This is a genomic window from Ruegeria sp. C2, from assembly GCF_056537765.1.
The window spans coordinates 186247-210536 of record NZ_JBQFRZ010000003.1; the positions used below are offsets into that span (position 1 = coordinate 186247).

The following is a 24290-nucleotide window of genomic DNA, read 5'->3' on the forward strand; positions in this document are numbered from 1 at the left end:
CAGGAGACTATCAATGAAGCAAATCTGGTCCGTGGCGCTGGTCACTGCCATGGCAAGCGGCGCCGCTGCGCAAGAGGTGACGGTTGACAATTGCGGTGAGCCGCTTGTCTTTGATGCCGCGCCAGAACGTCTGGTCGTGCATGATATGAATATGACCGACATGGCCTTTGCGCTGGGTCTGCAGGACAAGATCGTCGGTCTGACCGGCATCACCGGATGGTATAAGACCAGCCCCGAGTTCGACACGCTGCGCGGCGATATCCCTGAACTCGCGCCGAAATACCCGACTGTCGAAAATCTTGTTGCGGTCGAACCTGACCTGTTCTTTGCCGGTTGGTATTACGGTATGAAGCCGGGCGGAGATGTGACCCCCGGCACACTGGAGCCATTCGGCATCAGGACTATGATCCTGACCGAAAGCTGCGTCCATCTGGACAAGGATCGCCCCGAAGCCAGCATGAACCTGCTGTTCGACGATGTTTTGCGTCTGGGCAAGGTCATGCATGTCGAGGACAAGGCCGAAGCGCTTGTGTCGGGCTGGAAAGACGAGTTGACAGCAATCGAAGCTCGGACCGCTGATCTGGCCAAACCGCGCGTGTTCCTGTTGGACGGCCCTGCTGATGCGCCCTTTACGGCGGGTAAGTTCGCCATTCCTGACGCCATGATCGCAGCGGCTGGAGGAGAAAGCGTTACGCACGACATGGATACAAGCTGGGGCCGTACCTCTTGGGAAGCGGTTGCCGCAGCCAACCCTGAATTTCTGGTGCTACTGGATTATCAGACCGGCAATGGCGCGGCAGATACCTTCAAGTTCCTGCAGGAACACCCTGTGATGTCGCAGACAGATGCCGTCAAGAACGAACGCTGGATCGGCCTGCGCTATGAAGAGCTCACTCCGGGACCGGCGAATATTGCTGCGATCTCGAAAATGGCCAAGGCCATGCATCCGGATCTCAACTGATATGGGCCGATTGGGCCTGATACTCTTGCTGGGGGCGGTCGTTCTGGCTGCCCTTTTGCTGATCTCGACTATCTATGGAACCACCTCGATTCCGATCACGGACACATTCGAGGCGATCCTTCTGGGCACCGGCCTGACCGGAGGCGAGATGTCTCCGATGCATCGGATCGTCTTCGACCTGCGCCTGCCACGCGCATTGTTTGCAGCGGTGATCGGCGCGGGCCTGGGTATCGTTGGCGTCGTGTTGCAGACCACCACACGCAACGATCTGGCGGATCCATTTCTGTTTGGCCTGTCTTCAGGTGCTGCAGCGGGGGCCGTATTCGTCATCACTGTAACCGGAGATATTCTGGGCTTCTGGACTTTGCCATTGGCTGCGTTCTGCGGAGGGTTGGTGGCGTCGGGTATCGTGCTCGCGCTGGTGCATGGGCTGCGGACAAGCGCGCCCGAAAAGCTGATACTGGCTGGGCTGGCGGTGTCTTTCCTGTTCTCTGCCATTACAAACTATCTGATCTTCGCGGGCGATAGTCGTGCCGCGCATTCGGTGATTTTCTGGATGCTGGGCGGGTTGGGCCTCGCCCGTTGGGAGACTTTTCCGCTTGTCTGCGCGGGCTTGATACTGATCCTGAGCTACTCACTCTACCGCAGTCGCTGGCTGGATGCTTTGCTGACAGGAGATCTGACCGCAACCACTTTGGGCGTGCCTGTGCAGGGCTTGCGGTTCAGCATGTTCTTCACCGCGGCCCTCGCGACCGCCGTCTTTGTTTCGGTGGCTGGCGTGATCGGCTTTGTCGGCTTGATGGTGCCGCATATCGCCCGAGGAATTGCCGGCCCGCTGCACCGCCATTTACTGCCCACGGCGGCCTTGGTTGGTGCTGCGCTTTTGACTGGCTCGGATATCCTCAGCAGGCTGTTACTTGCTCCGCAGGAATTGCCTGTTGGGATCGTGACCACCTCAATCGGGTCCGTATTCGTATTCCTGTTGCTGTTTCGTACAGCGCGAAAGGTGCATTAGGATTGAAGCTGGTTCTGGCTTGTTTCGAGCCAGATCACACGCTTCGACCAGGTCTTGCGCGCGCATGATGTTCCAGACTTGCGCTTCTTTTCCTGCTCACAAACATGGTTTTGCGCCGCTTTCTGAGACGGCGCAAATATGGACAGGCTTAATTGCCCTGATTTCTTTCGGCCAATCGCTCAAGATTGACGACGGTCGATAGCATGAGTCTGTCATGGCTCCAGTCGTCGGTCTGGCGCATTGAAACTGAGCCGAAAGCCAGTATCCCGGCGAATATCAGCGTGCTACCAAATACCAGAGTGTTGGCCGGGCGAAGCAGAAGAGGCGCATCTGACAGCGCCAGTACCCGCTGACGCAACACGCGCTTGGCGCGGCCACCACTGACCAATGCGACGTCCAGAACGTAGGATCGATCACGTGCCACTATGCGACCGCAATAGTTCAACAGGCAATTGGCGTAGTGCGAAGCGTTCAAGCGTCGTCTCGCCACGATGGATTGATCACAACCCAGTTCACGCAGACGTTCAAACTCATATTTCAGCGCTATGTAGGCGGGGTTCCAGAACATGAGCGGACGCAAAAACTCAAGCATCAGTTGCCATTCTACATCGCCAGCGCGGACGTGCTGGAACTCATGCGCGATGGCAAATCGCAGCTCATCCGGCGTATCGAGCAGGTGCGTGGGCAAGACGACGTGCCTCCGGCGCAATCCCCGCACTGCGAAAGGGACCGATATACGGTCAGACAGGCGAATGTCGACTTTCGACGAACGTCGCCAGAGGAAACTGGCGTTTATGGTTCCGCGAATTCGATATGCAGCATGTGCCACGCGCGCTGTCAAAAAAATTGCCCCGGTGGCAATTGCAGCAAACGCAATCAAGGATAAGACAGAACCGCCACTTAGTACGTTATCCGCCCAACGTTCCCGTATGTTGAGCAAGCTCTCGAATTGGGTGGCTGGCAGGGCGATGTCACCCCGCAGATACGCCGCGACCGCGATGTCACCAAGGGCGATAGGACTGTTAGGCAAGGCCATGCGCAACAACTCGGCCAGGCTGATCGCCAGCAGCGGGCTGAGCACGACGCAGACAAGCAGTATCTTGAACACGCGAAGCTGCGCAAAATACGCGAATTGAAGGGACGTCCGTTTCAAAGCGAAGCGCGACGTCAACCAAATCAACAATGCCAGAACCATCACCAGATTCAGCTCGAGATAGAAGTCGAGTACGGGCTTAACTGCTGTCATTTTGCAGTCTCCTCTCTACCAGTGCCCGAATGTCCTCAAGATCCGTCTCTGTCAGCCCGGCATCGTCGACAAGACGCGCGACCAACGTGGCGGGCGTGTCGTCGAACAATGTACGGGACAGATTCTGTAGCGACCGTGTCTGATACCTGTCTTTTTCCAGAAGCGGTTTATAGATCAGCGTCTTGCCGTCCTTGCGACTTTCGACAAAGCCTTTTTCGTCGAGAATACGCAGGATGGTCGCGCCGGATGTATAAGCCAGATTACGTTCTGGCGGCAGGCGGTCAAGAACGTCACGGACCGAGCCCTCACCAAGTGCCCAGAGTTCATTCATGAACTCCAGTTCCACTTCGGTCAGCAGATTGGATGTCTTTTTCTTTCGCATCGGTCTCGGTTTCGCCATTTCTTAGTATGCCTGCCAGACAAGCATCCTTTCGTTGTTTCGCAAAGCCTAAACTTTCCAGAAAACGAAAATCCCCCAACCGATGGACAAGAATAGGGGTGTCCAGACAGGTTGGCCGACCAGGCCGAGCCAGGCGAGGAAGATGTAAGCGGAACCGAGTAAGGTGATGAATAGCCGGTCGCCCAGCGTGGTCGTCAGGCCCAGAACCCCGCGCCGTTCGATCCCGTCGCGGTACTTGAACCCCTCTAGTAGGCCGATCAACGCGATGGCCGAGAAGATGCCAACGAACAGAGCCAACGTAGCCGGTGTCCAGGCCATCCAGAAATCGGGCCACAAGGGATCGGTCCACGAGAAGCCTTTTTCCTCTTGTTGGCCGACACTGCCCCATCCGGCCTGTTGGGCCATAGCCATGGTCGGCAGGAAAGGAAGGGTGAGAAGGAGTTTACGCATATCGAACCTCACACACGTCCCATCGCGAAACCGCGCGCGATGTAGTTGCGGACAAACCAGATGACGATGGCTCCGGGGATGATGGTCAGCGTACCGGCGGCTGCCAGCAGGCCCAGCTCATACCCCGCACTGGAGGCCGTCCGGGTCATCACGGCGGCGATGGGTTTCGCCTCGACTGCAGTGAGGGTTTTGGCCAGCAGCATTTCCACCCATGAGAACATGAAGCAGAAGAAGGCCGCCACGCCCACGCCTGCCTTGATGTTGGGCAGGAAGATCGTCACGAAGAAACGCGGGAAGGAATAGCCGTCGACATAGGCTGTTTCATCCAGCTCCTTTGGGATGCCGCGCATGAAGCCTTCTAAAATCCACACCGCCAGCGGCACGTTGAACAGGGTATGCGCCAGCGCCACGGCCAGATGGGTGTCGAACAACCCGATGGAGGAATAAAGCTGGAAGAACGGCAAGGCGAACACCGCAGCCGGGGCCATCCGGTTGGTCAGCAGCCAGAAGAACAGCTGTTTGTCACCCAGAAACCGATAGCGCGAGAAGGCATAGGCTGCAGGCAGAGCAACACAGACGGAAAGCACCGTGTTCAGCGTCACATAGAAGATGGAGTTAATGTAACCCCAGTACCATGTTGGATCGGTGAAGATCGTGATGTAATTCTCCAGCGTAAAGGTCTGGGGAAACAGGGAAAAGCCCGACAGGATCTCGTTCGTAGTCTTGAAGGACATTGCCACCAGCCAATAGATCGGCAGCATCAGGAACGCGATATAGAGGATCGGGATAAGGGACCGCTTCTTCATTGCGCGTCATCCTTTGTCATCAGAGTGTAGAAGACCCACGACACCAACAGCGTGATAGCGAAATAGATCAGGCTCATCGCAGCCGCAGGGCCAAGGTCGAACTGTCCCAGCGCGATCTTCACCAGGTCGATCGACAGCAAGGTCGTTGAGTTGCCGGGGCCACCGCCGGTCAGAACGAAGGGCTCGGTATAGATATTGAAACTGTCCATGAACCGCAGCAGAACCGCGATGGTTAGGACGGTTTTCATCTTGGGCAATTGGATATAGCGGAACACCGACCATGGGCTGGCACCGTCGATCTTGGCGGCCTGATAATAGGCATCCGGGATCGACACGAGACCCGCATAGCACAGCAGCACAACCAGCGAGGTCCAGTGCCAGACATCCATGACGATGACCGTGATCCAGGCGGACAGAGGCTGTTGCGTCATGTCATAGTTGATGCCCATAACGTCATTCAGGAAATATCCCATCAGGCCGATTTTCGGCAGGGTGAAGATGTTCCACATCGAACCGACCACGTTCCATGGGATCAGCATCGGAAGGGCCATCAGCACCAGACAGACCGGCACCCAGAAGCCTTTGCGGGGCATGGATAGGGCCACGATGATGCCAAGTGGAACTTCGATCAGCAAGATGAGGAAAGTAAACAGGAATTGCCGTCCCAATGCGGCCTGAAACCGGTCGGAACGCAGGATTTGTTCGAACCAGCCTAGCCCTTCCCAGAAGAACTGGTTGTTGCCGAAAGTTTCCTGCACCGAGTAGTTGACCACTGTCATCATCGGCACCAGCGCGTTGAACGCGACCAGTGCCAGCACTGGCAGGACAAAGAACCACGCCTTTTGGTTTTCTGTTCTCATTGCGCCCGCTCCTCGGTTGCGATCCAGCCGTCGCGATAGACGCGGGATTGTTCAGGTTTGAATTGCAGGAAGACCTGTGATCCGGGCTCGGGCACGCTGTGTTCGGTCACGGCTTTGAGAGCCGTGTTGCCGACCATCGCGCTGACTACGAAATGACGGCCAATGTCCGAGATTTTGGTCACATGCGCCGGGATGCCGGTATCGCCAAAGCCCACATATTCGGGGCGGATGCCCAGATCGGTGCGGCCTCCGTCGCCATGAGTGGGGCCTTCCAGCATAACCTCATGGCCTTCGAACACCGCTCGGTCACCTCGGGTCTCACAGGGCAGAACGTTCATGCCGGGCGAGCCAATGAAGTGTCCGACGAATGTGTGCTGAGGCCGCTCGAACAGCTCGACTGGGGTGCCGATCTGAACCACTTCGCCCTCCTGCATCACGACCACTTCGTCCGCAAATGTCAGCGCCTCGGTCTGGTCGTGAGTCACGTAGATCATCGTAGCTTTGACGCGCTGGTGCAGCTCTTTCAGCTTCGATCGCAGCTTCCACTTCAGATGCGGGTCGATCACTGTCAGCGGCTCGTCAAACATCACCGCGTTCACATCGTCGCGGACCAGTCCGCGACCCATCGAGATCTTTTGCTTGTTGTCTGGGCTCAGACCCGAGGCACGGGTATTCAGCATATCCGTGACGTCCAGCATCTCGGCGATCTCATCGACCCGTTGTTTTATCCGCGCTGCGTCAACACCTCGGTTCTTCAACGGAAAAGCCAGGTTCTCGCCCACAGTCATTGTGTCGTAGATCACCGGGAACTGGAACACCTGTGCGATGTTGCGCTGATCGGGGGGGAGGGCGGTCACATCCTGACCATCGAACAGAATCTGCCCTTCGGACGGGGTCAGAAGCCCCGAGATGATGTTCAGCAACGTCGACTTGCCGCAGCCGGATGGGCCAAGCAACGCATAGGCCCCGCCATCGCGCCACGTTACGTCAACTTCTTTCAACGCATAATCCTCGGGGCCTTTCGGCGCGGGCATGTAGCTGTGTCGCAGGTTTGAAAGCTTGATCTGTGCCATGTCACGCGACCCTTTGGCCGTCTTGGCCGAAATACCGGCAATGTGCCGGGTTCATATAGAAACTGTGATCTTCGCCAACCTGGTAGGGATGCACGCCAGCGGCCAGGGATACCCAGTCATCCGACCCGTGTCGGAAATGCGCGCTGGAATCTGAACCCGAAAGCTCGGTCACGATCACGCGGCCTGTCAGCTCAACGTCAGCGTCCGAGGTACGGAATGGCGTGACCCGATGCGGGCGCACTGCGACCATGTAGTCTCCATCGGCCATATCAGAGACGGCCCAGCCACCGCCGCCTGCCAGTTGCGCCTGCGCACCGGATACGGTGATGTGCGCCACGTTAATCGGAGGGTCCGAAAACACGCGTGCTGCAGCGATGTTTTCCGGGTTGCGATAGATGTCTGCCGTGGGGCCGAACTGCGTGACGCGGCCATCTTCCATTAGCGCGGTATAGCCGCCCAGCAGCAGCGCTTCTTCCGGTTCCGAGGTCGCGTAGACAACCACGGCGCCACGCCCGGCAAACAGGTCGGGCAGCTGCTCACGCAGTTCCTCGCGCAGCTTGTAATCGAGGTTTGCCAGTGGCTCGTCCAGAAACACCGCGCGGCTTTCTTTCGCGATGGCGCGGGCCAGTGCGGTCCGTTGCTGTTGCCCACCCGACAGCTCATGCGGGCGGCGTTGCAGCATCGGGCGCAGTTGCAGCAGGTCGGCTGCTTCTTCGACGCGGCCTTCGATCTCGGATTGGGCCATGCCTGCCACGCGCAGCGGCGAGGCGATGTTGTCAAAAACGGTCATATGCGGGTAGTTCACGAAGAACTGGTGCACCAGGCTGATCTGCCGTTTCTGAGTGTTCAGCCTTGTGACGTCCTGCCCATCCATGAGGACCTTGCCCGAAGCAATCGGGTCCAGCCCGGCCATCATCTTGATCAGAGAGGTCTTGCCCGATCCGGTCGCCCCCAGCAGCACATTGAAATGGCCGGTCTGCAGCTTCAGGTTGGTGGGCTTGATATGGATGACGTTGCCGACCCGTTTGGTCGCGTCTTGAAGTTCTATCATGTCCGTGAGTTCCGGTCCTTCAGTGCGCGGCACTGGTCTTGGGGTGGGGGTGCCGCAGACGGCACCCCCGGTTGCATCGGTTTACTGAGACTGCCAGCGCGCTACCAGTTCGTCATAGTTGACGGTCTGGCCCTGCGGCTTTTCGTTCTCAAGCTTGGCCTTGGGCGAACCCTCTTTCTCCAGCCAGAAGGCAGGATCCTGCGGTTCGTTCAGGCGCGGGCCACAGCCACCATAGACACCGGCGCTTTCATCTGCAGCCTGCATGCGAGACATGGTGATGTCCATCTCTTCGGCTAGACGGTCCATTGCCTCTTGCGGCGTGAAGGCGCCCGAGTTCACGTCACCGATCTGCTGCCACCAGATCTGGGCCAGCTTCGGATAGTCCGGCACGTTGATGCCGGTCGGCGACCATGCCACGCGGTCAGGCGAGCGATAGAACTCGACCAGACCACCCAGCTTGGGTGCGCGTTCTGTGAACGATTCGTGGTTGACCGAGCTGTCGCGAATGAAGGTCAGACCCACATGGGACTTCTTCACATCAACAGTTTTGGACGTCACGAATTGGGCATAGAGCCAGGCTGCCTGGGCACGATCCGAGGGGGTCGATTTCAGGAACGTCCAGGAGCCCACGTCTTGGTAACCAACCTTCTGGCCTTCTTCCCAGTAGGGGCCGTGCGGGCTGGGCGCCATCCGCCACAGCGGCGTGCCTTCGTCATCCACGGTGTTGTTGCCTTCGGACTTCGGCTTCACCATGTCAGCGGTAAAGGCGGTGTACCAGAATATCTGCTGGGCCACGTTGCCCTGGCTGAGCGCCGGCAGCGACTGGTAGAAGTCATAAGACGCCGCGCCCGGAGGTGCATAGTTCCGCAGCCATTCGTCCCATTTACGGATCGCATAAACCGCAGCCGGGCCGTTTGCAGCACCGCCGCGCGAGACAGACGCACCAACAGGGTTACAGGTTCCCGCTTCCATGCGGATGCCCCATTCGTCGACCGGAACACCGTTCGGTTCACCCTTATCGCCAGCGCCAGCCATCGACAGCCAGGCGTCGGTCATGCGCCAGCCCAGATCAGGCGCGCGCTTGCCGTAGTCCATGTGGCCATAGATCGCGACGCCATCGACTTCTTTCACATCATTGGTGAAGAACTCGGCGATGTCTTCATAGGCCGACCAGTTGACCGGAACGCCCAGATCATAGCCGTATTTCTCTTTGAACGCGGCTTTGTTGGCTTCGTCATCGAACCAGTCCTTGCGGAACCAGTATAGGTTCGCGAACTGCTGGTCCGGCAGCTGATACAGCTTGCCGTCAGGACCGGTGGTGAACTGGATGCCCATGAAGTCATCCAAGTCCAGCGTTGGCGATGTTGTTGCCGCCCAGTCGCCCCCCATCATGTCAGTCAGAGGATAGGCCAGTTGCAGACGCGAATGTGTGCCGATGAGGTCACTGTCGTTGACATAGCCATCATACAGGTTCCGACCGGTCTGCATCTGAGTCTGAACCGCCTGAACTACTTCGCCTTCGCCGAGGATCTGGTGATTGACCTTGATGCCGGTGATCTCTTCGAACGCTTTGGCGAGGACCTCGGATTCATAGGAATGCGTCGGGATACCTTCGGACAGGACGTTGATTTCCATGCCCGAATAGGGTTGTGCAGCTTCAATGAACCACTTCATCTCACCCATCTGTTCGTCTTTCGACAGCGTCGATGGCTGGAACTCGTCGTCGATCCAACGTTGTGCTGCGGCTTCGTCGGCCCACACGGGACCGTGCCCCGCAATGACGGCAGCCGCCGCCACTGCGGAAAGTAGATGTCTCCGCATCTGTCTCCTCCCAAGATATTTTGCTTGTCCGGCGCTAACCGGATGCCCACAACCATCAGCGATTTTTTGCTACGGTGTCAAACTAATTTTTTAGTAATTGCATAGAATATTGTTTTTGAATGCTAATTTCAGTATGCGCGAATATCCAACTTAAATCCCGGCCAACTGACTTAACGAGAAGGCTGCTGTCGATATAGTCGAAATCACGTGTCGAATTCTGGGCATTTGCGCCGATGCAGGCTTGCAAGCAAGAGGTTCATGAGGTTTCTTGCGTCGGGCTACGAATAAAAGTTTATGCCCATGAAGCTCGAATTCCATCACATCAACTACGTTTCCGACGATGTTGAAAGTTTGCACAAGTTCTATACCGATGTGCTGGGTCTTGAAGACATCCCGATTGAGAATTTTCCGCGGCCGGTGGCAACGGACAATAAGGGATATGATGGTAAAATCCGGTTTGCGACAGATGGTGCAATGCAGATGCATCTGGCCGAGCGCAATCTGGATGTAGCTTTCAAGCATGGTGAGACGATCAACCCCGTAGAACGCGGCCACATTGCGTATCGAACCGACGATATCGAAGCCTTCAAAGCGGTGCTTGAGGCTAACAATATTCTCTATTCAGATTATGGGACGGCCTTCGCCAAAGAATGGCACCAGATCTTTTTTCACGACCCAGAAGGTAACATCGTTGAGGTGCATCAAGCCGTTCACACCGGTTAAATCCAGTGTGAAACAACTGGCTCTATGCTAAATGGCGGGACTTGAAGATGTCGCCAGAGTGCGTTGAACTTCCGCCCAAACGGCCAGAATATGATCAGCAATCTGATCTGCCGCTTCAAACTCGGTTGCGTCGGAAATCACCGATAGGCGCATTACCCAATCCCCGCGCCATTGGCTGCCGCCGACGAAGATTTTACCTTTTTCCAAGATGCCTGCGATGACGGCTTCAGTCGTTTTGCGGCGGGTCCCCGACTCCGCCTCTTCGTTGCCAAAGCTGATGATGATCTGGTTCAGGACGACCTCGTTCAAGATGTGTATACCTTCGACCGGTCGCAAACGGTCTGCAATGCGCTTGGCGGTTTTGCAATGACGCCCGACCATCTCTTGAACCCCTTCGCGGCCAAGCGATTTGAGCACTGCCCAGGTTGGCAGGCCGCGCGCGCGGCGTGACAGTTCAGGGGTTAGGAAACACGGGATGCGCTCATGTTCAGCCTGGGGCGGCAGATAGCTTGCGCTGATCCGCATCGCCTTTTGCAAGGCGTCTTTGTCCCGAACAATTGCATAGCCGCTGTCAAATGGGGTTTGCAGCCATTTATGACCATCGACGCTCCAGGAATTCGCGCGGTCGAGGCCTTCGGTCAACGCGCGATATTCGGGATGCGCGCGCGCCCAGAGGCCGAATGCACCATCTACATGTATCCATGCTCCTGATCGTTCTGCGATGTCTGCGATCTGGCCGAACGGATCAAACGCGCCGGTGTTGATCTGCCCGGCCTGTGTGACGATGATCGCTGGCCCCGTCTGCGCGCTCATTTGCTGCGCCAGATCCGCGGCGACCATCCGGCCCTCAACGTCGGTCTTTATGCGTTTGACACGGTTCCGACCAAGACCGAGATACCCGAGTGCCGACATGACCGACGTATGCGCGTCGTCACCCAGATACACTGTGGTCGGAGGTGCTCCGAACAGCCCATCCTCATCCGGGTCCCAACCGTGGGCGCGCAAAACCGCTCCGCGCGCCGCGGCAAGTGCCGTGAAGTTGCCAACCGTTCCGCCCGTGACAAATCCAACAGCGGCGTCGCGGGGCAGATCGAGAATGTCCAACATCCACCCAGCTGCGATCTGTTCCACCGCTGCGGTGGTGGGGGAAGAGTGATGGAACGCCGAGTTTTGTCCCCAGGCGCTTACCAGCCAGTCTGCGGCAACACCCACTGGAGTCGAGCCTCCCAACACCCACCCAAAGAACCTGGGGTGGACCATTTGAGTAAGCCCCTGTTCGCCGCGATCCGCGAGATCGTTGATCACGGCTTCGGCGTCTTTGCCATGCTCGGGAAGAGGTTCGTCAAAGATGGCCAGCATCTCGTCAAAGCTCTTCTCAGGCGGGCAAGGGCGCGTTGGCACAGATCGCCGGTAGGCCAGGGCACGGTTGCAAGCTACGCTCAGTGCTGAAAACGGATCTGCCATCTCAGGACATCTGATAGCCGGGAGTGGAGTTCGAGATCGCGATCTCTTCCTCGGTCATCTCTTCGGCTATTCCTTCAAAGAGCGGTGTGCTCAGGTAACGCTCGCCAGTATCGGGCAGCATGCACAGGATGTTCGCGCCCGGATCGGCTTTTTCAGCAATGCCGACGGCGATTGCGAAGGTGGCCCCACCTGAGATGCCCGTCAGAATGCCCTCTTGGCTGGCCAGTTTCCGGGCCCATTCCACGCCTGTCGGGCCGGGGACGGGAATCAATTCGTCGAAGAAGTTGTTGTCGATCGATTCCTGCAAAACGGCCGGTATGAAATCCGGTGTCCAGCCTTGGATCGGGTGCGGCTCAAAAGCCGGGTGGCTGGACAGAGGATCACCATCCTGCCCACGGTCAGTGGCAATACCGCTGCCAATCAGTTGCGCATTGGCAGGCTCAGAGAGGATGATCTTGGTCTCGGGCCGTTCCTTGCGCAGCACCCGGGCGACGCCGGTAACTGTACCGCCAGTCCCGTAGCCGGTCACGAGGTAGTCCAGTCGTTGACCGTTGAAATCGCTCAGAATCTCCTGCGCGGTGGTTGCGGCGTGAATCTCGGCATTGGCCTCCGTCTCGAACTGCCGCGCCAGTAGCCAGCCATGCGCCTCGGCGAGTTCGGCGGCTTTGCGGTACATGCCAAATCCCTTTTCGGCGCGTGGGGTCAGCACCACCTTCGCCCCCAGCATCCGCATCAGGCGACGACGCTCGACAGAGAAACTATCGGCCATGGTCACCACCAGAGGATAACCTTTTTGCGCGCAAACCATGGCAAGCCCGATGCCGGTATTGCCACTTGTGGCCTCGACCACGGTCTGGCCCGGCTTCAGGGCGCCACTGCGTTCGGCAGCCTCGATGATGTTGACGGCCAGACGATCCTTGACCGACCCGGCGGGATTGAATGCTTCGAATTTCACAAACAGATTGACGCCTTCGGGACCCAGATTGTTGATGCGGATGACGGGAGTGTTCCCGATGGTATCCAGAACGCTGTCAAAAACGCGCCCGTTTCCTTGCGTCGTTCTAAGCTTTTGATCGGTCATTGTATTATCCTACATGAAGTGTTGGTTTGGCCGGATCAGGCCCCCCTAATGCCGCAAGACTAGACGCAATGGGCGGCGCGAGTCCTGAGGAGTTTCTGAGGAAACCCTGTAAATCGGCGTGAAATTAGTTCTTCTGGCTCAGATTTGAGGAATACCTTGCCGGGTCAACGCACTTGAAAACCGTGAACGCGTATCCGGGTCGGTAAAGGGGAACGACCGGAAAAAATGATCCTGCGTGATGCGTTGGCGCGAGGCACGCACGCGATCTGCCCATTGGGCAGCCTCGGTTTGGTTGCCCGCCAGTTCGTTTGTAAACGTCGCAATCAGGCTGATCAGATCATGCGCTCCCGGCGCATTTGCAGCTCGTACTGCCCAATCCGCGGCTTCGCTATCGCGACCTTCCATCGCCAGGCTCATCGCGCGTGTTCCCAGCATCGCATAAAGCAGCGGATCAAGCGGGCTGAGCGCGCGGGCTTCGTCCGACAGACGCCGACCGATGCCGCTGGCGCCGGACACCGTCTCGGTCCAGGCGCGGGCGTAGATGCCTTGCGCAAAATTCGGGCTGAGCGCAGTAGAGCGGTCCAGCCAGATTTTGGCGCTGTTTAGATCACCCACTAGCCACAGGGCGCGGCCCATGTTGAAATTGGCAAACGGGTCCATCGGGTCCAGATCGACGGCACGCTCGGCTTCGGCCCGTGCGAGCTTAATTGGTTCGGCAGGACTGTCCGAATAGTGCATGAATGCTGTTTTGAAATGGGCAAAGGACAACGCCCCGTGCGCCCGTGCAAACTCGGGTTCCAAAGCGATCGCCTTTTCGAATAAGGCAATCGCCCGGTCATTTTCATTGGCGTCAAAGCGATAGAGGGATTGCAAGCCCAGATGATAGGTTGCCCAGGCATCGATATTTTCGGGCGATCGGAGGCGTGCCTTTGACGCCTCGCTCAGCGGGATCTGAACCTCGATTGCGAAGACGACATGAGAAACGATCTGCTCGCGCACCTCGTGCACATCATCGAGGCGGGAATTGAAACGGTCGGCCCAAATCACTTCGCCATCTGCGGTACTGGACAGCATGACGCTGATAGCGACCCGAGGGCCCATCACTTCGACACTGCCGGTCAGGCAATATCGGGCCCCGAGACTCTTGCGGATTTCTCCGATCTCACCGGACTTTGAATGGAAGCGAAACGATGACCCGCGCGCGATTACGGCAATCCAGCGCAACCGAGAAATGGATGCGATGAGTTCGTGTGGTATCGCGGCGCTAAGCGTTTTGGCCGTGCCGTCCGCACCGATGTTATCGAAGGGAAGAATGGCGATTGTGGGCCGTGTCGCGGCTTCGATCCATTCGGTGTCCTGCACGTCCAGATCCTGCGGCACTACGGATGCGGGCGTTGCCTCGCAATCAATGATCTGCAACGGGGCCATCCACCGCAGCCCTTTGCCATGAACCGTTTTGATAACTGCTTGCCGATCCCCGGTATCTTCGACAGCGCGCCGCGCCGATTTGATGCAAGTGGACAAGGCAGCCTCGGACACGATCCGATTGCCCCACAAGGTGGCAAACAGCTCGTCTTTTGTAACGAGGCGGTCTTGGTTCTTGGCCAAAAGGGCGATGAGCTGGAACGCCAGCGGTTCTACATCGACAACCGATCCGTCGCGCAGAAGTTCCTGACGCAGAAGATCGATTCTGAACTCACCAAACTCACAGATCATTGTGAGACATTACCAAGAAACGACAGATCTGGACATAAGATCTGAAATGAGAGGCGATTAATCGGCGTGTTCGGCCAGTAGTCTTTCGGCAATCGCGGTGGTGTCATCCAGATGTCTCTCAACCGCCGCTGCGGCTTTTTCCGCATCGCCTGAGATAATCGCATCGCATATCGCCTGCATATGCTCGGGCCCCGGGCGGCTGCGTTCAGTCGAAGAGAGAGTCATCATGCGCAACCGGCTGATGCGGCCGTTGAGGCGTTGCACGATCTCCCATGCGATATGATCGCCCGCGCCCTGAAATATCTCGGCGTAAAATCCCGCCGTGGCGCGAAATAGCCCACCGGGCGTTTTGTCGGTAAACTGATGCTTGAGCTGGTCGAGCGCACTCCGAAGGCGCATCGCGCGCTCGTCAGTTATGTTTTTGGCGCATTTTCGAGCTGCCGCCGTCTCCAGCATCCGTCGGATCTCGTAGATCTGCTGCGCATCATTCCAGTTCATACGCGCCACGATTGGTCCGCGCCCCGGCAGGATTTCAACCAGACCTTCGGCTTCGAGATAGCGGATCGTTTCGCGTACAACGGTGCGGCTGACACCAAGCTGATCGCACAATGGTCGTTCGACTAGCCGCTCTCCCGGTTTGAAATGCCCTTCGATGATCGCGTCCCGCATACGTTCCTGCACGATGTCCCGCAGGGTTAATGGCGGTTGTTCTATTCTGGAAAGCGCGGGTGTGGTCATAGCTGCGGTGATATCAATGAGGGTGTTTCGGCGCAATGGGATTGACTGATGGTATTATGGTATACCATAAGTCAAATCGAGAATCGAACCATAGGGTGCAGCCATGCCAGCCGAAATCCGAAAAACGCTTCTTCATGTCGAAAACACTCTGATCGAAGGGGACAGGGTGGCTGAGCGCCCTTTGAAGATGATCGCAGCCGTCGCGGTTATCCGAAATCCGTGGGCAGGCCGGGGTTTCGTCGAGAATCTGAGGCCCGAGATCAACGATTGCGCGCCGGGACTGGGCAAGCTGCTGACCGAGATGGTGCTGGACGCCGCCGGAGGGGGCGACAAGGTCGAGGGCTACGGAAAATCCGCCATAGTCGGTGTGAATGGTGAAGTTGAGCATGCCTCGGCGTTGATCCATACGCTGCGGTTCGGGAACCACTATCGCGAGGCGGTGGGTGCTAAATCCTATCTTGCATTCACCAACACGCGCGGTCCGGCCAATGCGCCGCTGCAGATACCGCTGATGGACAAGAACGATGGCGGTCGGCGCAGTCACTATCTGACTATTCAGTTGTCTGTCGCGGACGCGCCGGCACCGGATGAGATCGTGGTGGCGCTTGGTGCCTCGGTCGGTGGGCGTCCACATCACCGGATCGGTGATCGTTATCAAGACCTGAAAGAGTTGGGCCATGACGTTGACAACCCTGCAGCTGTCTGAACCCTACGGAACGCTCAGCTATCGTGAAGCGGGGTGCGGAAAACCGGTGGTATTGATCCACGGGGTCGGGATGCAATCTGCAGCCTGGGGGCCGCAGGTTGACGTGCTGTCGGAAACGCATCGTGTGATTGCGGTGGACATGCCGGGGCATGGTGGATCGTCCCGATTGCCTGAGGGCGCGCAACTGCCTGGCTTTGTCGAATGGCTTTGGACGGCTCTGGCAGCTTTGAACCTTGGACGCGTCAGTCTCGCCGGTCACTCCATGGGTGCGCTTGTCGCTGCAGGCTACGCGGCCAGCTATCCTGATGCTGTCGAGCGGGTGGCGCTGTTGAACGGTGTATATTGCCGATCCCCCGAGGCGCGCGCAGCGGTGGAAACGCGCGCGGATCAGATTGGCAGCGGATGTTTCGATCTTGAGACACCTCTGAACCGCTGGTTTGGTAATAGTCCGATAGAACAGGCTGCACGGAAGGACGTGGAAGGCTGGTTGGCTAAAGTCGATCCAGTTGGTTATGCAACGGCCTACAGTGCATTTGCGCGCGGGGATCGGACCTATGCCGACCGTTTGGGCGACATCGCTTGCCCATTTCTTGCGATCACCGGGGATGGAGACCTGAATTCGACGCCTGAAATGTCTGATAACATGGCCGCAGCCGCCCCCAAGGGGCAATCAGTGGTCATCGCAGGGCATCGGCATCTGGTCAACCTAACCGCTCCGGAGCAGGTGAATGCGGCCCTGAAAGACTGGCTTAGGTGGGAGGCAAACGATGACAGAGTTTGATCCGCGCGACCTGCGCAATGCGTTTGGCGCTTTCATGACGGGCGTGACCGTGGTTACGACACACGACCCCGATGGCAGACCGCTGGGGTTCACGGCGAATTCGTTCACCTCGGTCTCGCTTGATCCGCCTTTGGTTCTGGTCTGCCTTGCGAATACATCACGCAACTACGATGCCTTTGCCGGTGCGGGAGGCTTTGCCGTCAACGTGTTGTCCGAGGCGCAAAAAGAGGTTTCAAACACATTCGCCCGACCGGTCGAAGATCGTTTTTCAGCGGTTGATTGGCGGCCCGGACCGCATGGTGCGCCGATTTTTGACGGTGTCTCGGCCTGGTTTGACTGTTCGATGTTCAAAACCGTTGAGGCAGGCGATCATCTGATCCTGATGGGCAAGGTTCAAGCCTATGCGAACAACACCCATCCGGGCCTTGGCTATGCGCGGGGCGCTTATGTCACGCCAGCGGCAGAAGCCGAGGCGTTGAACAATCGCGCCAACCTGATGGTCTCGGCCCTGATTGCGCACCAGGGAAGGGTCTTGTTGGTCGAAATCAAAGGCGGTTCGTTCGCTTTGCCCGAAGTCAAAGTCGGCAAAGACGGTGCGTCAGCAGCCCTTCGGCGATTAATCGACGCCAGTGGGGTCGAGGCTGAAGCAGGGTTCATCTACTCCGTCTACGAAGACGAGACGCGCGAAACCCAGCATATCTCATTCTTGTGTCAGGCCAGTGGGGAAGCTGCGGAGCAGGGCGCGTTCCATGACCTCGATGCACAGACGCTTGACGCTTTGGCCGACCCGGTGGTGCGTACGATGTTGCAGCGTTTTGCAGTCGAGAGCCGAATGGGGAATTTCGGGGTGTATTTTGGCAATCAGGACAGCGGTACCATCCGACCTGTCTCATCAGAGGGTTGAGCGATGAAGTTTTCGTTATTTGCTCATATGGAGCGCATTTCTGCGGATGAAGATCAGAAGAAGATCTATGATGAGTTCATTGAGCTGTGCAGGATCGCCGATCAGGGCGGGATGCATGCAATCTGGACGGGTGAACATCATGGTATGAATTTCACCATCGCGCCAAACCCGTTTCTGAGTTTGGTGGACGTCGCGCGTCACACCAACAATGTGCGGCTGGGGACGGGGACCGTGATCGCACCATTCTGGCACCCGATCCGACTGGCCGGTGAGGCGGCGATGACCGACATCATCACTGATGGACGGCTTGAGGTGGGTATCGCGCGCGGGGCGTATTCCTTTGAATACGAGCGCCTGATGCCGGGTATGGATGCCTGGGAAGCCGGTCAGCGCATGCGCGAGCTTGTGCCTGCTGTGAAGGCGCTTTGGGAGGGCGATTACGAGCATGAAGGAGAGTTCTATCAGTTTCCCAAAACCACCTCGGCACCGCTTCCATTGAGGCTCGAAGGCCCTCCGATCTGGATTGCGGCTCGTGATCCGAACAGCCACGAATTTGCGGTTGCGCAGGGATGCAATGTGCAGGTGACGCCGTTGTGGAAGGGTGATGCTGAAATCTCGGACCTGATGGAAAAGTTCAACGCGGCTTGTGTAAAACATTCAGACCAACCACGCCCGAAAATCATGTTGCTGCAGCACACCTATGTGGCAGACAGCGATGAGGACGCCCAATTAGGAGCTGTCGAGCTGAACCGGTTCTACTGTTATTTCGGGGCGTGGTTCATGAACCAGCGCGAAATCTCTCATGGACTAATCGAGCCGCTTACCGATGAAGAGATTACCGCCCACCCGTTCTATAGCCCCGAGGCCATGGCGCGTGACCTCGTGATCGGTACCCCTGATAAGGTCATCGAACGGCTGAAAGGGTATGAGGCATTGGGCTATGATGAATATGCGTTTTGGATCGACAGCTCGATGTCGTTTGAGCGAAAAAAAGCCTCGCTTGAGCGGTTTATCAATGATGTGATGCCCGCATTTGCCTGATCACCTTAAGGGAAATACATATGCAAAGCTTCCAGCACTATATCGGGGGTCAGTTCGAAGACGCGGCTCGGCATTTCGATAGCATCGACCCGGCGACAGGCAACCCGTGGGCTCGGATGCCCGACGCCACCGTTGACGATGTAAACCGCGCGGTGGATGCGGCTGAGCGAGCATTTGTCTCGGTTGAATGGGCACAAATGACGGCCAGCGCGCGGGGCAAGCTTCTGATGAGCCTCGCCGATCTGATTGCTGAGAACGCGCCGCAACTGGCGGAATTGGAAACGCGCGACACCGGAAAGATCATCCGCGAAACAACCGCGCAGATCGCTTATGTGGCTGAATATTATCGGTATTATGCTGGGCTTGCCGACAAGATCGAAGGTGCACACCTGCCCATCGACAAACCGGATATGGAGGTTTGGCTGCGGCGCGAACCCGTAGGTGTTGTTGCGGCAGTCGTGCCATGGAATTCTCAGCTGTTTCTGTCGGCGGTCAAAATTGGGCCTGCATTGGCTGCAGGTTGTACAGTGGTCCTCAAAGCCAGCGAAGATGGTCCTGCGCCGATGCTGGAATTTGCGCGTATCTTCGATCAGGCCGGATTCCCCAAGGGTGTCCTGAGTGTCATCACGGGCGGCCCCGAAGTGGGCGCCACGCTGACAAGCCATCCCAAAGTGGCGCATGTGGCGTTTACAGGTGGGCCTGAGACGGCCCGTCATATCGTGCGCAATTCAGCAGAGAATCTGGCCTCGACGTCGCTGGAACTGGGCGGCAAATCCCCATTCATCGTATTTGACGATGCCGATCTGGAAAGTGCGGTGAACGCTCAGGTCTCAGGGGTGTTTGCGGCGACCGGGCAAAGCTGCGTTTCAGGATCTCGTCTTGTGGTACAGGCCGGGATCAAGGACGCCTTTCTGGCGCGCCTGAAAGAAAAAGCCAAAGCGATTGTCATCGGCGCACCGGACAAGATGGAGACCGAGGTCGGACCGCTTTGCACCGCGCGTCAACGCGGCAGAGCCGAAGCGTTGATTGCTCAATCAATTGAGCAGGGCGCGAAACTGGTGACCGGGGGGCAGGCTCTGGATCGCGACGGGTATTACTTCGCGCCAACCATTCTGGATTGTGACGCCGCCCCAAACGCGGCCTGCCTGAGCAATGAGTTCTTTGGCCCTGTGCTGTCGGTCATCAGTTTCGAAGATGAGGCTGAGGCCATCGCTATTGCCAATGATACGCAATACGGTCTGGCTTCCGGGCTGTTTACCCGAGACCTCACCCGCGCCCATCGCGTGATCCGGGCCATTCGGGCGGGGATCGTCTGGGTGAACACCTATCGTGCGGTTAGCCCGATCGCGCCGTTTGGGGGCCATGGGCTGTCAGGTCACGGGCGCGAAGGCGGGATCGAAGCCGCGCTGGACTATACAACCGTCAAAGCCGTTTGGCTTCGGACCAGCGATGAGCCGATCCCGGATCCGTTTGTCATGCGCTAGAGCGGGCTACTTGCCCTTCCAGACCGGGTCGCGCTTTTCGGCAAAGGCCTTCGCGCCTTCCAACTGGTCTTCGCTTGCATAAAGCACATCAACCGTGCGCAACTGGCGCTTGGTGATGCGGTTCATGGTGTCTTGGAACTTGGCATCTTCAGCGTCACGCACGATCTCTTTGATCGCCGCATAGACAAGTGGCGGCCCCGAGGCGAGCAGGCGCGCCAGTTCCCAGGCGCGATCCATCAATTGATCGACCGCGATGATCTCATTCACCAGCCCCCAACGATTGGCCTCTTCGGCATCGAACCAGCGGCCAGTCAGCAGCAACTCCATCGCGATGTGATAGGGAATGCGCTTGGGCAGTTTGACACTCGCCGCGTCGGCCACCGTGCCTGAACGGATCTCGGGTAACGCAAAAGTGGCGTGATCAGCGGCCAGGATCATGTCTGCGGATAGAGCAAGTTCCAACCCGCCACCGCAGGCGATGCCATTAACGGCCGCGATGACCGGTTTGTTCAGGTCACGCAGTTCCTGCAGGCCGCCAAAGCCGCCAACACCGTAGTCCCCATCGACAGCATCGCCTTCGGCGGCGGCTTTCAGATCCCATCCCGGGCAGAAGAACTTCTCACCTGCGCCAGTCAGGATGACCACGCGCAACTCAGGATCGTCACGGAATTCAGCAAAGACATCGCCCATGATCCGGCTGGTAACCAGGTCGATCGCATTGGCCTTGGGCCGGTCCAGCGTCACCTCAAGGATCGCCCCTTCGCGGCGGGTTTTGATCGGGTCCATTTCTCAGGCCTTTCTGATAAGGGCGTCCACGGCCACCGCCTTGTCGGGCGTGCAGAGGAGCGGGTTAATCTCAACCTCGCCAAGCGTGTCGGCATTTTGCATGACATAGGCCTGAACGGCCTCAATCGCGGTGATGATCGCATCCATATCAGCCGCCGGTTGGCCGCGATAGCCCGCCAAAAGCGGCGCGATCTTCAGTTTGCCAAGGGCGGTTCGGATTTCATCGGAGGTACAGGGCAGCAGCAGCGATGCGGTATCACGCAGCACTTCGGTCAGGACGCCACCGGCACCCAGAGTCAGCACAAATCCATGCGCCGGATCGCGGACCACCCCGATAAGCAGTTCGGCGACCGTTCCAGCAATCATTTCTTCGATCAGTATCTCGCTCGTACCGATCTCGGCTGCAACCTCAGCGACGTCCTCGGCCTGAACGCCCAGCCGAACGGCGGCATGCTCGGACTTATGTGCAAGACCAACGCCTTTGACCGCGAAAGGTGCATCCATTTCCTGCGCCGCTGCACGTGCCTCGTCTGGCCCACCGATCGTGCGGTTCTGCGGGATGCGCAGACCGCATTGGGCCAGAGCCTTTTTGGATTCACCTTCGGTGAGCGTCCGGTTGGCCTCGGTTGTGCCCGGCAGCCAAACGGGGATTGCCGAGGGTGCTGCGATCTGCCCTGCCGCGCGAATGGCGGAGAGCGCTTCGGCCAGCCCCATGAAAGGCACGACACCTCCGTCCATGAGCTCTTGCGCGACGTCTTCGGGCAAAAGCTCGGGCAGCGTAGCTGCGATGGCGAACCGAGCGCCGGTTTCAGCGCGCACCCTCAGGGCCGCCCGCGTGGCGCAGATCCAATCGGTCGCGTCGGTGTTCGGGTAGTCGACAATCGAGACCGTCAGGTCAATGTCGTCGCCGGTCATGCCGGACCAGGCCTTCGCCATCGCTCCTTCATCACGCCAGATATAGGTGTGGTAATCCAGCGGATTATTCAGCGCGACCATGGGGCCAAGCGCATCGCGCAGATGGGCTTTCTTGTTATCGGACAGACATGGGAAGGTCAGACCTATACCAACGGCCATGTCGGCGATCAGACTGGCCTCACCGCCAGAACAACTGATCGAGGCGATGTTGCGGCCTGGTAGCGGGCCATAGCAATGCAGCAGTTTCAGCGTTTCAAGGAAATCGGGCAGGGCGGACAGGCGCGGGATGCCGAGACGTTCAAGCAGAGCTTGCGCGCCTGCATCGCTGCCTGCCAAAGAAGCCGTGTGCGATACGGTTGCGGCCTGTGCCTGCTCGGACGCGCCGACTTTGAGGGCTACCAGTGGAATGCCTTTGCGGTATGCTTTGGCAGCCAGAGCTTCCCACTCACGAATGTCCTTGAACCCTTCGACATGCAGCCCAACTGCAGTGACGCGTGGGTCGTTTAACAGAGCCGAAGCGATCAGGGCCTGGCTGGTCTGGGCCATGTTCCCGCAGGCCACCATATAAGCAATTGGCAGCGCACGTTTTTGCATGGTTAGGTTGATCGAGATGTTCGAGCTTTGCGTCAGGATCGCAACGCCCTTATCGACAGGCTTAGCCCCATGCTGGTCCGGCCACAGCAAGGCTCCGTCCAGTGCATTGATGAAGCCATAGCAGTTCGGCCCCAGAATAGGCATGTCACCTGCAGCGGAAATCAGTTGTTGCTGCAGGTCGCCACCGGTTTCATCCTCTGCGGCTGCTTCCGAGAAGCCAGATGCGAAACACACCGCACCGCCGGCCCCCATGCGGGCCAATAGCTGAACCGCCTCAATCGTGGCGTGCCGGTTGATGCCGATGAAAACCGCATCCGGTGCCTCGGGCAGGTCTTCCAGACGCCCATAGACCTTGTGACCCGCAATATCAGCAGCCTTGGGATGCACAGGCCAGATATGGCCCGCATAGCCCATGCGCTCAGATTGCTGAATGACCTGCTGGCACCAGGCGCCACCGCCAATCACAGCGATGGATTTGGGCCGCAGCAGCCGGGTGAGATCTTTGCTCATCGTCAGGCGCCCAGCGGACGGAGAAGGTCGCGGCTGATGATGTGGCGCTGAATTTCGCTGGTGCCATCCCAGATGCGCTCGACCCGCGCGTCGCGCCAAAAACGTTCGATGGGGAAGTCATCCATCAGGCCCATACCGCCAAATATCTGCAACGTTGTGTCGGTGACACGTGCCAGCATTTCCGAGGCGTAGAGCTTGGCCGACGCGATTTCTCGGTTCGAGGGCAGATTTTCATCCAGACGCCACGCTGCAGAGAGGGTCAGCCAATCGGCGGCATCGATCTCGGTGATCATGTCGGCGATCTGGAAGCCTACACCCTGAAACTTGCCGATCGGCTGGCCGAATTGCTTGCGCTCGGCAGCGTAGTTCAGCGCATAGTCAAAGCAGCGACGCGCGCGCCCGACCGAAAAGGCCGCAACCGTCAGTCGGGTTGCGTAAAGCCATTCGTTCATCACGGCAAAGCCGCCATCCACCTCGCCCAGCACCTGCGCGTCAGGCAGGCGGCAATTGTCGAAATACAGAATGTAGTTCTTGTAACCCTTATGGCTGACCGAGTTGTATCCCTCGCGCACCTCGAAGCCGGGTGTGCCGCGATCCACAAGGAATGTGGTGATCCGTTTTTTTGGCCCTTTCGGGGTCTCGTCGACGCCGGTGGCGATGAAGACGATGAAGAAATCCGCGTGTTCCGCGCCCGAGATGAAGTGCTTTGAGCCGTTGACAACCCAGTCCCCGGCGTCGCGCACGGCTTGACATTTCATTCCCCGCACGTCCGATCCCGCATCCGGTTCGGTCATCGCCAACGCGTCCATCTTTTCGCCACGCACGGCGGGCAGAAGGTAACGCTCGCGCTGTTCATCGTTACACGCCATCAGGATGTTCTGCGGGCGGCCAAAGAAATGGGTCAGCGCCATCGAGCCACGGCCCAGCTCGCGTTCGACCAGCGTGAAATCGAGATGCGACAAGCCCGCGCCGCCAACCTCTTCCGGGAAGTTGCAGGCGTAGAACCCCAGATCGATGCACTTTTGTTTGATCTGCTCACCCAGTTCGTGCGAGACCTGACCGGTCCGTTCAACCTCGGCCTCATGCGGGTAGATTTCCTTCTCGACAAAGCTGCGAACCGTCGAGACGATCATTTCCTGTTCTTCGGACAAACCAAACTGCATG

23 protein-coding genes are annotated in these 24290 nt (G+C 58.1%); 8 read left to right on the top strand and 15 right to left on the bottom strand.

Annotation, left to right across the window (positions count from 1 at the left end):
• Window positions 1-13 precede the first annotated feature (13 nt).
• Both ACR0IV_RS13135 and ACR0IV_RS13140 read left to right on the top strand, forming a co-directional pair.
• Window positions 14-961: an ABC transporter substrate-binding protein gene (locus ACR0IV_RS13135; protein ID WP_480658819.1), complete on the top strand. Its 948-nt coding sequence runs from the start codon at window positions 14-16 to the stop codon at window positions 959-961.
• A 1-nt stretch (window position 962) separates the two neighbouring features.
• Window positions 963-1976 (top strand): FecCD family ABC transporter permease, encoded by a 1014-nt coding sequence (locus tag ACR0IV_RS13140; protein WP_480472560.1) that lies wholly within the window; start codon window positions 963-965, stop codon window positions 1974-1976.
• A gap of 148 nt (window positions 1977-2124) precedes the next feature.
• On the opposite strand, the gene ACR0IV_RS13145 is transcribed toward ACR0IV_RS13140, so the two are convergent.
• The 8 genes from ACR0IV_RS13145 to ACR0IV_RS13180 form a co-directional block, all read right to left on the bottom strand.
• On the bottom strand, window positions 2125-3222 hold the full coding sequence (locus ACR0IV_RS13145) for a M56 family metallopeptidase (RefSeq protein ID WP_480658817.1): 1098 nt from the start codon (window positions 3220-3222) through the stop codon (window positions 2125-2127).
• The gene (locus tag ACR0IV_RS13150) at window positions 3209-3604 is read right to left on the bottom strand and encodes a BlaI/MecI/CopY family transcriptional regulator (RefSeq protein WP_480472564.1); all 396 of its coding nucleotides are present in this window, start codon (window positions 3602-3604) and stop codon (window positions 3209-3211) included. Before ACR0IV_RS13150 ends, ACR0IV_RS13145 begins: the two co-directional genes overlap by 14 nt.
• A gap of 66 nt (window positions 3605-3670) precedes the next feature.
• Complete coding sequence (locus ACR0IV_RS13155; RefSeq protein WP_480472566.1) at window positions 3671-4072, bottom strand: DUF2160 domain-containing protein; 402 nt, start codon at window positions 4070-4072, stop codon at window positions 3671-3673.
• An 8-nt stretch (window positions 4073-4080) separates the two neighbouring features.
• Window positions 4081-4878 (bottom strand): carbohydrate ABC transporter permease, encoded by a 798-nt coding sequence (locus tag ACR0IV_RS13160; protein ID WP_480600012.1) that lies wholly within the window; start codon window positions 4876-4878, stop codon window positions 4081-4083.
• On the bottom strand, window positions 4875-5738 hold the full coding sequence (locus ACR0IV_RS13165) for a carbohydrate ABC transporter permease (protein WP_480472570.1): 864 nt from the start codon (window positions 5736-5738) through the stop codon (window positions 4875-4877). Before ACR0IV_RS13165 ends, ACR0IV_RS13160 begins: the two co-directional genes overlap by 4 nt.
• On the bottom strand, window positions 5735-6811 hold the full coding sequence (locus tag ACR0IV_RS13170; RefSeq protein WP_480658816.1) for an ABC transporter ATP-binding protein: 1077 nt from the start codon (window positions 6809-6811) through the stop codon (window positions 5735-5737). Before ACR0IV_RS13170 ends, ACR0IV_RS13165 begins: the two co-directional genes overlap by 4 nt.
• Before the next feature lies 1 nt (window position 6812).
• Window positions 6813-7862, bottom strand: a complete 1050-nt coding sequence (locus ACR0IV_RS13175) for an ABC transporter ATP-binding protein (RefSeq protein ID WP_480658815.1) — start codon at window positions 7860-7862, stop codon at window positions 6813-6815.
• An 81-nt stretch (window positions 7863-7943) separates the two neighbouring features.
• A complete protein-coding gene (locus ACR0IV_RS13180; protein ID WP_480658813.1) occupies window positions 7944-9683 on the bottom strand; it encodes an ABC transporter substrate-binding protein in 1740 nt (579 codons plus the stop codon).
• Window positions 9684-9983: 300 nt separating this feature from the next.
• Here ACR0IV_RS13180 and ACR0IV_RS13185 point away from each other — a divergent pair, with 300 nt between their 5' ends.
• The gene (locus ACR0IV_RS13185) at window positions 9984-10406 is read left to right on the top strand and encodes a VOC family protein (RefSeq protein WP_480658812.1); all 423 of its coding nucleotides are present in this window, start codon (window positions 9984-9986) and stop codon (window positions 10404-10406) included.
• A 27-nt stretch (window positions 10407-10433) separates the two neighbouring features.
• On the opposite strand, the gene ACR0IV_RS13190 is transcribed toward ACR0IV_RS13185, so the two are convergent.
• The 4 genes from ACR0IV_RS13190 to ACR0IV_RS13205 form a co-directional block, all read right to left on the bottom strand.
• Window positions 10434-11870 carry a pyridoxal phosphate-dependent decarboxylase family protein gene (locus ACR0IV_RS13190; protein ID WP_480658811.1) on the bottom strand — a complete coding sequence of 479 codons (1437 nt, stop codon included), beginning with the start codon at window positions 11868-11870 and terminating at the stop codon, window positions 10434-10436.
• A gap of 1 nt (window position 11871) precedes the next feature.
• Window positions 11872-12951 (bottom strand): cysteine synthase A, encoded by a 1080-nt coding sequence (gene cysK / locus ACR0IV_RS13195; protein WP_480658809.1) that lies wholly within the window; start codon window positions 12949-12951, stop codon window positions 11872-11874.
• Window positions 12952-13089: 138 nt separating this feature from the next.
• A complete protein-coding gene (locus ACR0IV_RS13200) occupies window positions 13090-14667 on the bottom strand; it encodes a winged helix-turn-helix domain-containing tetratricopeptide repeat protein (protein ID WP_480658807.1) in 1578 nt (525 codons plus the stop codon).
• 57 nt (window positions 14668-14724) lie between these two features.
• Entirely contained in the window at window positions 14725-15405 is a 681-nt protein-coding gene (locus ACR0IV_RS13205; protein WP_480658805.1) for a GntR family transcriptional regulator, read from the bottom strand.
• A gap of 103 nt (window positions 15406-15508) precedes the next feature.
• Between ACR0IV_RS13205 and ACR0IV_RS13210 the strand changes: the two genes are divergently transcribed.
• Genes ACR0IV_RS13210 through ACR0IV_RS13230 form a run of 5 tightly spaced genes read left to right on the top strand, consistent with a single transcriptional unit; the run spans window position 15509 to window position 20321 of the window.
• On the top strand, window positions 15509-16111 hold the full coding sequence (locus tag ACR0IV_RS13210; RefSeq protein ID WP_480658804.1) for an amino acid synthesis family protein: 603 nt from the start codon (window positions 15509-15511) through the stop codon (window positions 16109-16111).
• Window positions 16083-16892 (top strand): alpha/beta fold hydrolase, encoded by an 810-nt coding sequence (locus tag ACR0IV_RS13215; RefSeq protein ID WP_480658803.1) that lies wholly within the window; start codon window positions 16083-16085, stop codon window positions 16890-16892. Before ACR0IV_RS13210 ends, ACR0IV_RS13215 begins: the two co-directional genes overlap by 29 nt.
• Complete coding sequence (locus ACR0IV_RS13220; protein WP_480658801.1) at window positions 16879-17796, top strand: flavin reductase family protein; 918 nt, start codon at window positions 16879-16881, stop codon at window positions 17794-17796. The genes ACR0IV_RS13215 and ACR0IV_RS13220 overlap by 14 nt, the downstream gene beginning before the upstream one ends.
• A 3-nt stretch (window positions 17797-17799) precedes the next feature.
• Window positions 17800-18837 (top strand): LLM class flavin-dependent oxidoreductase, encoded by a 1038-nt coding sequence (locus ACR0IV_RS13225; RefSeq protein ID WP_480658799.1) that lies wholly within the window; start codon window positions 17800-17802, stop codon window positions 18835-18837.
• 20 nt (window positions 18838-18857) lie between these two features.
• Window positions 18858-20321 carry an aldehyde dehydrogenase gene (locus tag ACR0IV_RS13230; protein ID WP_480658797.1) on the top strand — a complete coding sequence of 488 codons (1464 nt, stop codon included), beginning with the start codon at window positions 18858-18860 and terminating at the stop codon, window positions 20319-20321.
• Window positions 20322-20327: 6 nt separating this feature from the next.
• On the opposite strand, the gene ACR0IV_RS13235 is transcribed toward ACR0IV_RS13230, so the two are convergent.
• From ACR0IV_RS13235 to ACR0IV_RS13245, 3 genes are read right to left on the bottom strand one after another with little or no spacing between them, the layout of a single operon-like run.
• Window positions 20328-21107 (bottom strand): carnitinyl-CoA dehydratase, encoded by a 780-nt coding sequence (locus ACR0IV_RS13235; RefSeq protein ID WP_480658796.1) that lies wholly within the window; start codon window positions 21105-21107, stop codon window positions 20328-20330.
• Between the two features lie 3 nt (window positions 21108-21110).
• The gene (locus ACR0IV_RS13240) at window positions 21111-23126 is read right to left on the bottom strand and encodes an acetate--CoA ligase family protein (RefSeq protein ID WP_480658795.1); all 2016 of its coding nucleotides are present in this window, start codon (window positions 23124-23126) and stop codon (window positions 21111-21113) included.
• 2 nt (window positions 23127-23128) lie between these two features.
• Window positions 23129-24289, bottom strand: coding sequence for an acyl-CoA dehydrogenase family protein (locus ACR0IV_RS13245; protein ID WP_480472602.1), 1161 nt, complete (start codon window positions 24287-24289; stop codon window positions 23129-23131).
• Window position 24290 lies beyond the last annotated feature (1 nt).

Bases quoted from the DNA above. Each gene is read 5' to 3' on its own strand.
- ACR0IV_RS13205 (WP_480658805.1), bottom strand. From the start codon at position 15,405: ATGACCACACCCGCGCTTTCCAGAATAGAACAACCGCCATTAACCCTG.
- ACR0IV_RS13175 (WP_480658815.1), bottom strand. From the start codon at position 7,862: ATGATAGAACTTCAAGACGCGACCAAACGGGTCGGCAACGTCATCCAT.
- ACR0IV_RS13235 (WP_480658796.1), bottom strand. From the start codon at position 21,107: ATGGACCCGATCAAAACCCGCCGCGAAGGGGCGATCCTTGAGGTGACG.
- ACR0IV_RS13245 (WP_480472602.1), bottom strand. From the start codon at position 24,289: ATGCAGTTTGGTTTGTCCGAAGAACAGGAAATGATCGTCTCGACGGTT.
- ACR0IV_RS13140 (WP_480472560.1), top strand. From the start codon at position 963: ATGGGCCGATTGGGCCTGATACTCTTGCTGGGGGCGGTCGTTCTGGCT.
- ACR0IV_RS13225 (WP_480658799.1), top strand. From the start codon at position 17,800: ATGAAGTTTTCGTTATTTGCTCATATGGAGCGCATTTCTGCGGATGAA.
- cysK (WP_480658809.1), bottom strand. From the start codon at position 12,951: ATGACCGATCAAAAGCTTAGAACGACGCAAGGAAACGGGCGCGTTTTT.
- ACR0IV_RS13190 (WP_480658811.1), bottom strand. From the start codon at position 11,870: ATGGCAGATCCGTTTTCAGCACTGAGCGTAGCTTGCAACCGTGCCCTG.
- ACR0IV_RS13150 (WP_480472564.1), bottom strand. From the start codon at position 3,604: ATGCGAAAGAAAAAGACATCCAATCTGCTGACCGAAGTGGAACTGGAG.
- ACR0IV_RS13215 (WP_480658803.1), top strand. From the start codon at position 16,083: ATGACGTTGACAACCCTGCAGCTGTCTGAACCCTACGGAACGCTCAGC.
- ACR0IV_RS13155 (WP_480472566.1), bottom strand. From the start codon at position 4,072: ATGCGTAAACTCCTTCTCACCCTTCCTTTCCTGCCGACCATGGCTATG.
- ACR0IV_RS13200 (WP_480658807.1), bottom strand. From the start codon at position 14,667: ATGATCTGTGAGTTTGGTGAGTTCAGAATCGATCTTCTGCGTCAGGAA.
- ACR0IV_RS13230 (WP_480658797.1), top strand. From the start codon at position 18,858: ATGCAAAGCTTCCAGCACTATATCGGGGGTCAGTTCGAAGACGCGGCT.
- ACR0IV_RS13160 (WP_480600012.1), bottom strand. From the start codon at position 4,878: ATGAAGAAGCGGTCCCTTATCCCGATCCTCTATATCGCGTTCCTGATG.
- ACR0IV_RS13170 (WP_480658816.1), bottom strand. From the start codon at position 6,811: ATGGCACAGATCAAGCTTTCAAACCTGCGACACAGCTACATGCCCGCG.
- ACR0IV_RS13135 (WP_480658819.1), top strand. From the start codon at position 14: ATGAAGCAAATCTGGTCCGTGGCGCTGGTCACTGCCATGGCAAGCGGC.
- ACR0IV_RS13185 (WP_480658812.1), top strand. From the start codon at position 9,984: ATGAAGCTCGAATTCCATCACATCAACTACGTTTCCGACGATGTTGAA.
- ACR0IV_RS13180 (WP_480658813.1), bottom strand. From the start codon at position 9,683: ATGCGGAGACATCTACTTTCCGCAGTGGCGGCGGCTGCCGTCATTGCG.
- ACR0IV_RS13210 (WP_480658804.1), top strand. From the start codon at position 15,509: ATGCCAGCCGAAATCCGAAAAACGCTTCTTCATGTCGAAAACACTCTG.
- ACR0IV_RS13220 (WP_480658801.1), top strand. From the start codon at position 16,879: ATGACAGAGTTTGATCCGCGCGACCTGCGCAATGCGTTTGGCGCTTTC.
- ACR0IV_RS13145 (WP_480658817.1), bottom strand. From the start codon at position 3,222: ATGACAGCAGTTAAGCCCGTACTCGACTTCTATCTCGAGCTGAATCTG.
- ACR0IV_RS13240 (WP_480658795.1), bottom strand. From the start codon at position 23,126: ATGAGCAAAGATCTCACCCGGCTGCTGCGGCCCAAATCCATCGCTGTG.
- ACR0IV_RS13165 (WP_480472570.1), bottom strand. From the start codon at position 5,738: ATGAGAACAGAAAACCAAAAGGCGTGGTTCTTTGTCCTGCCAGTGCTG.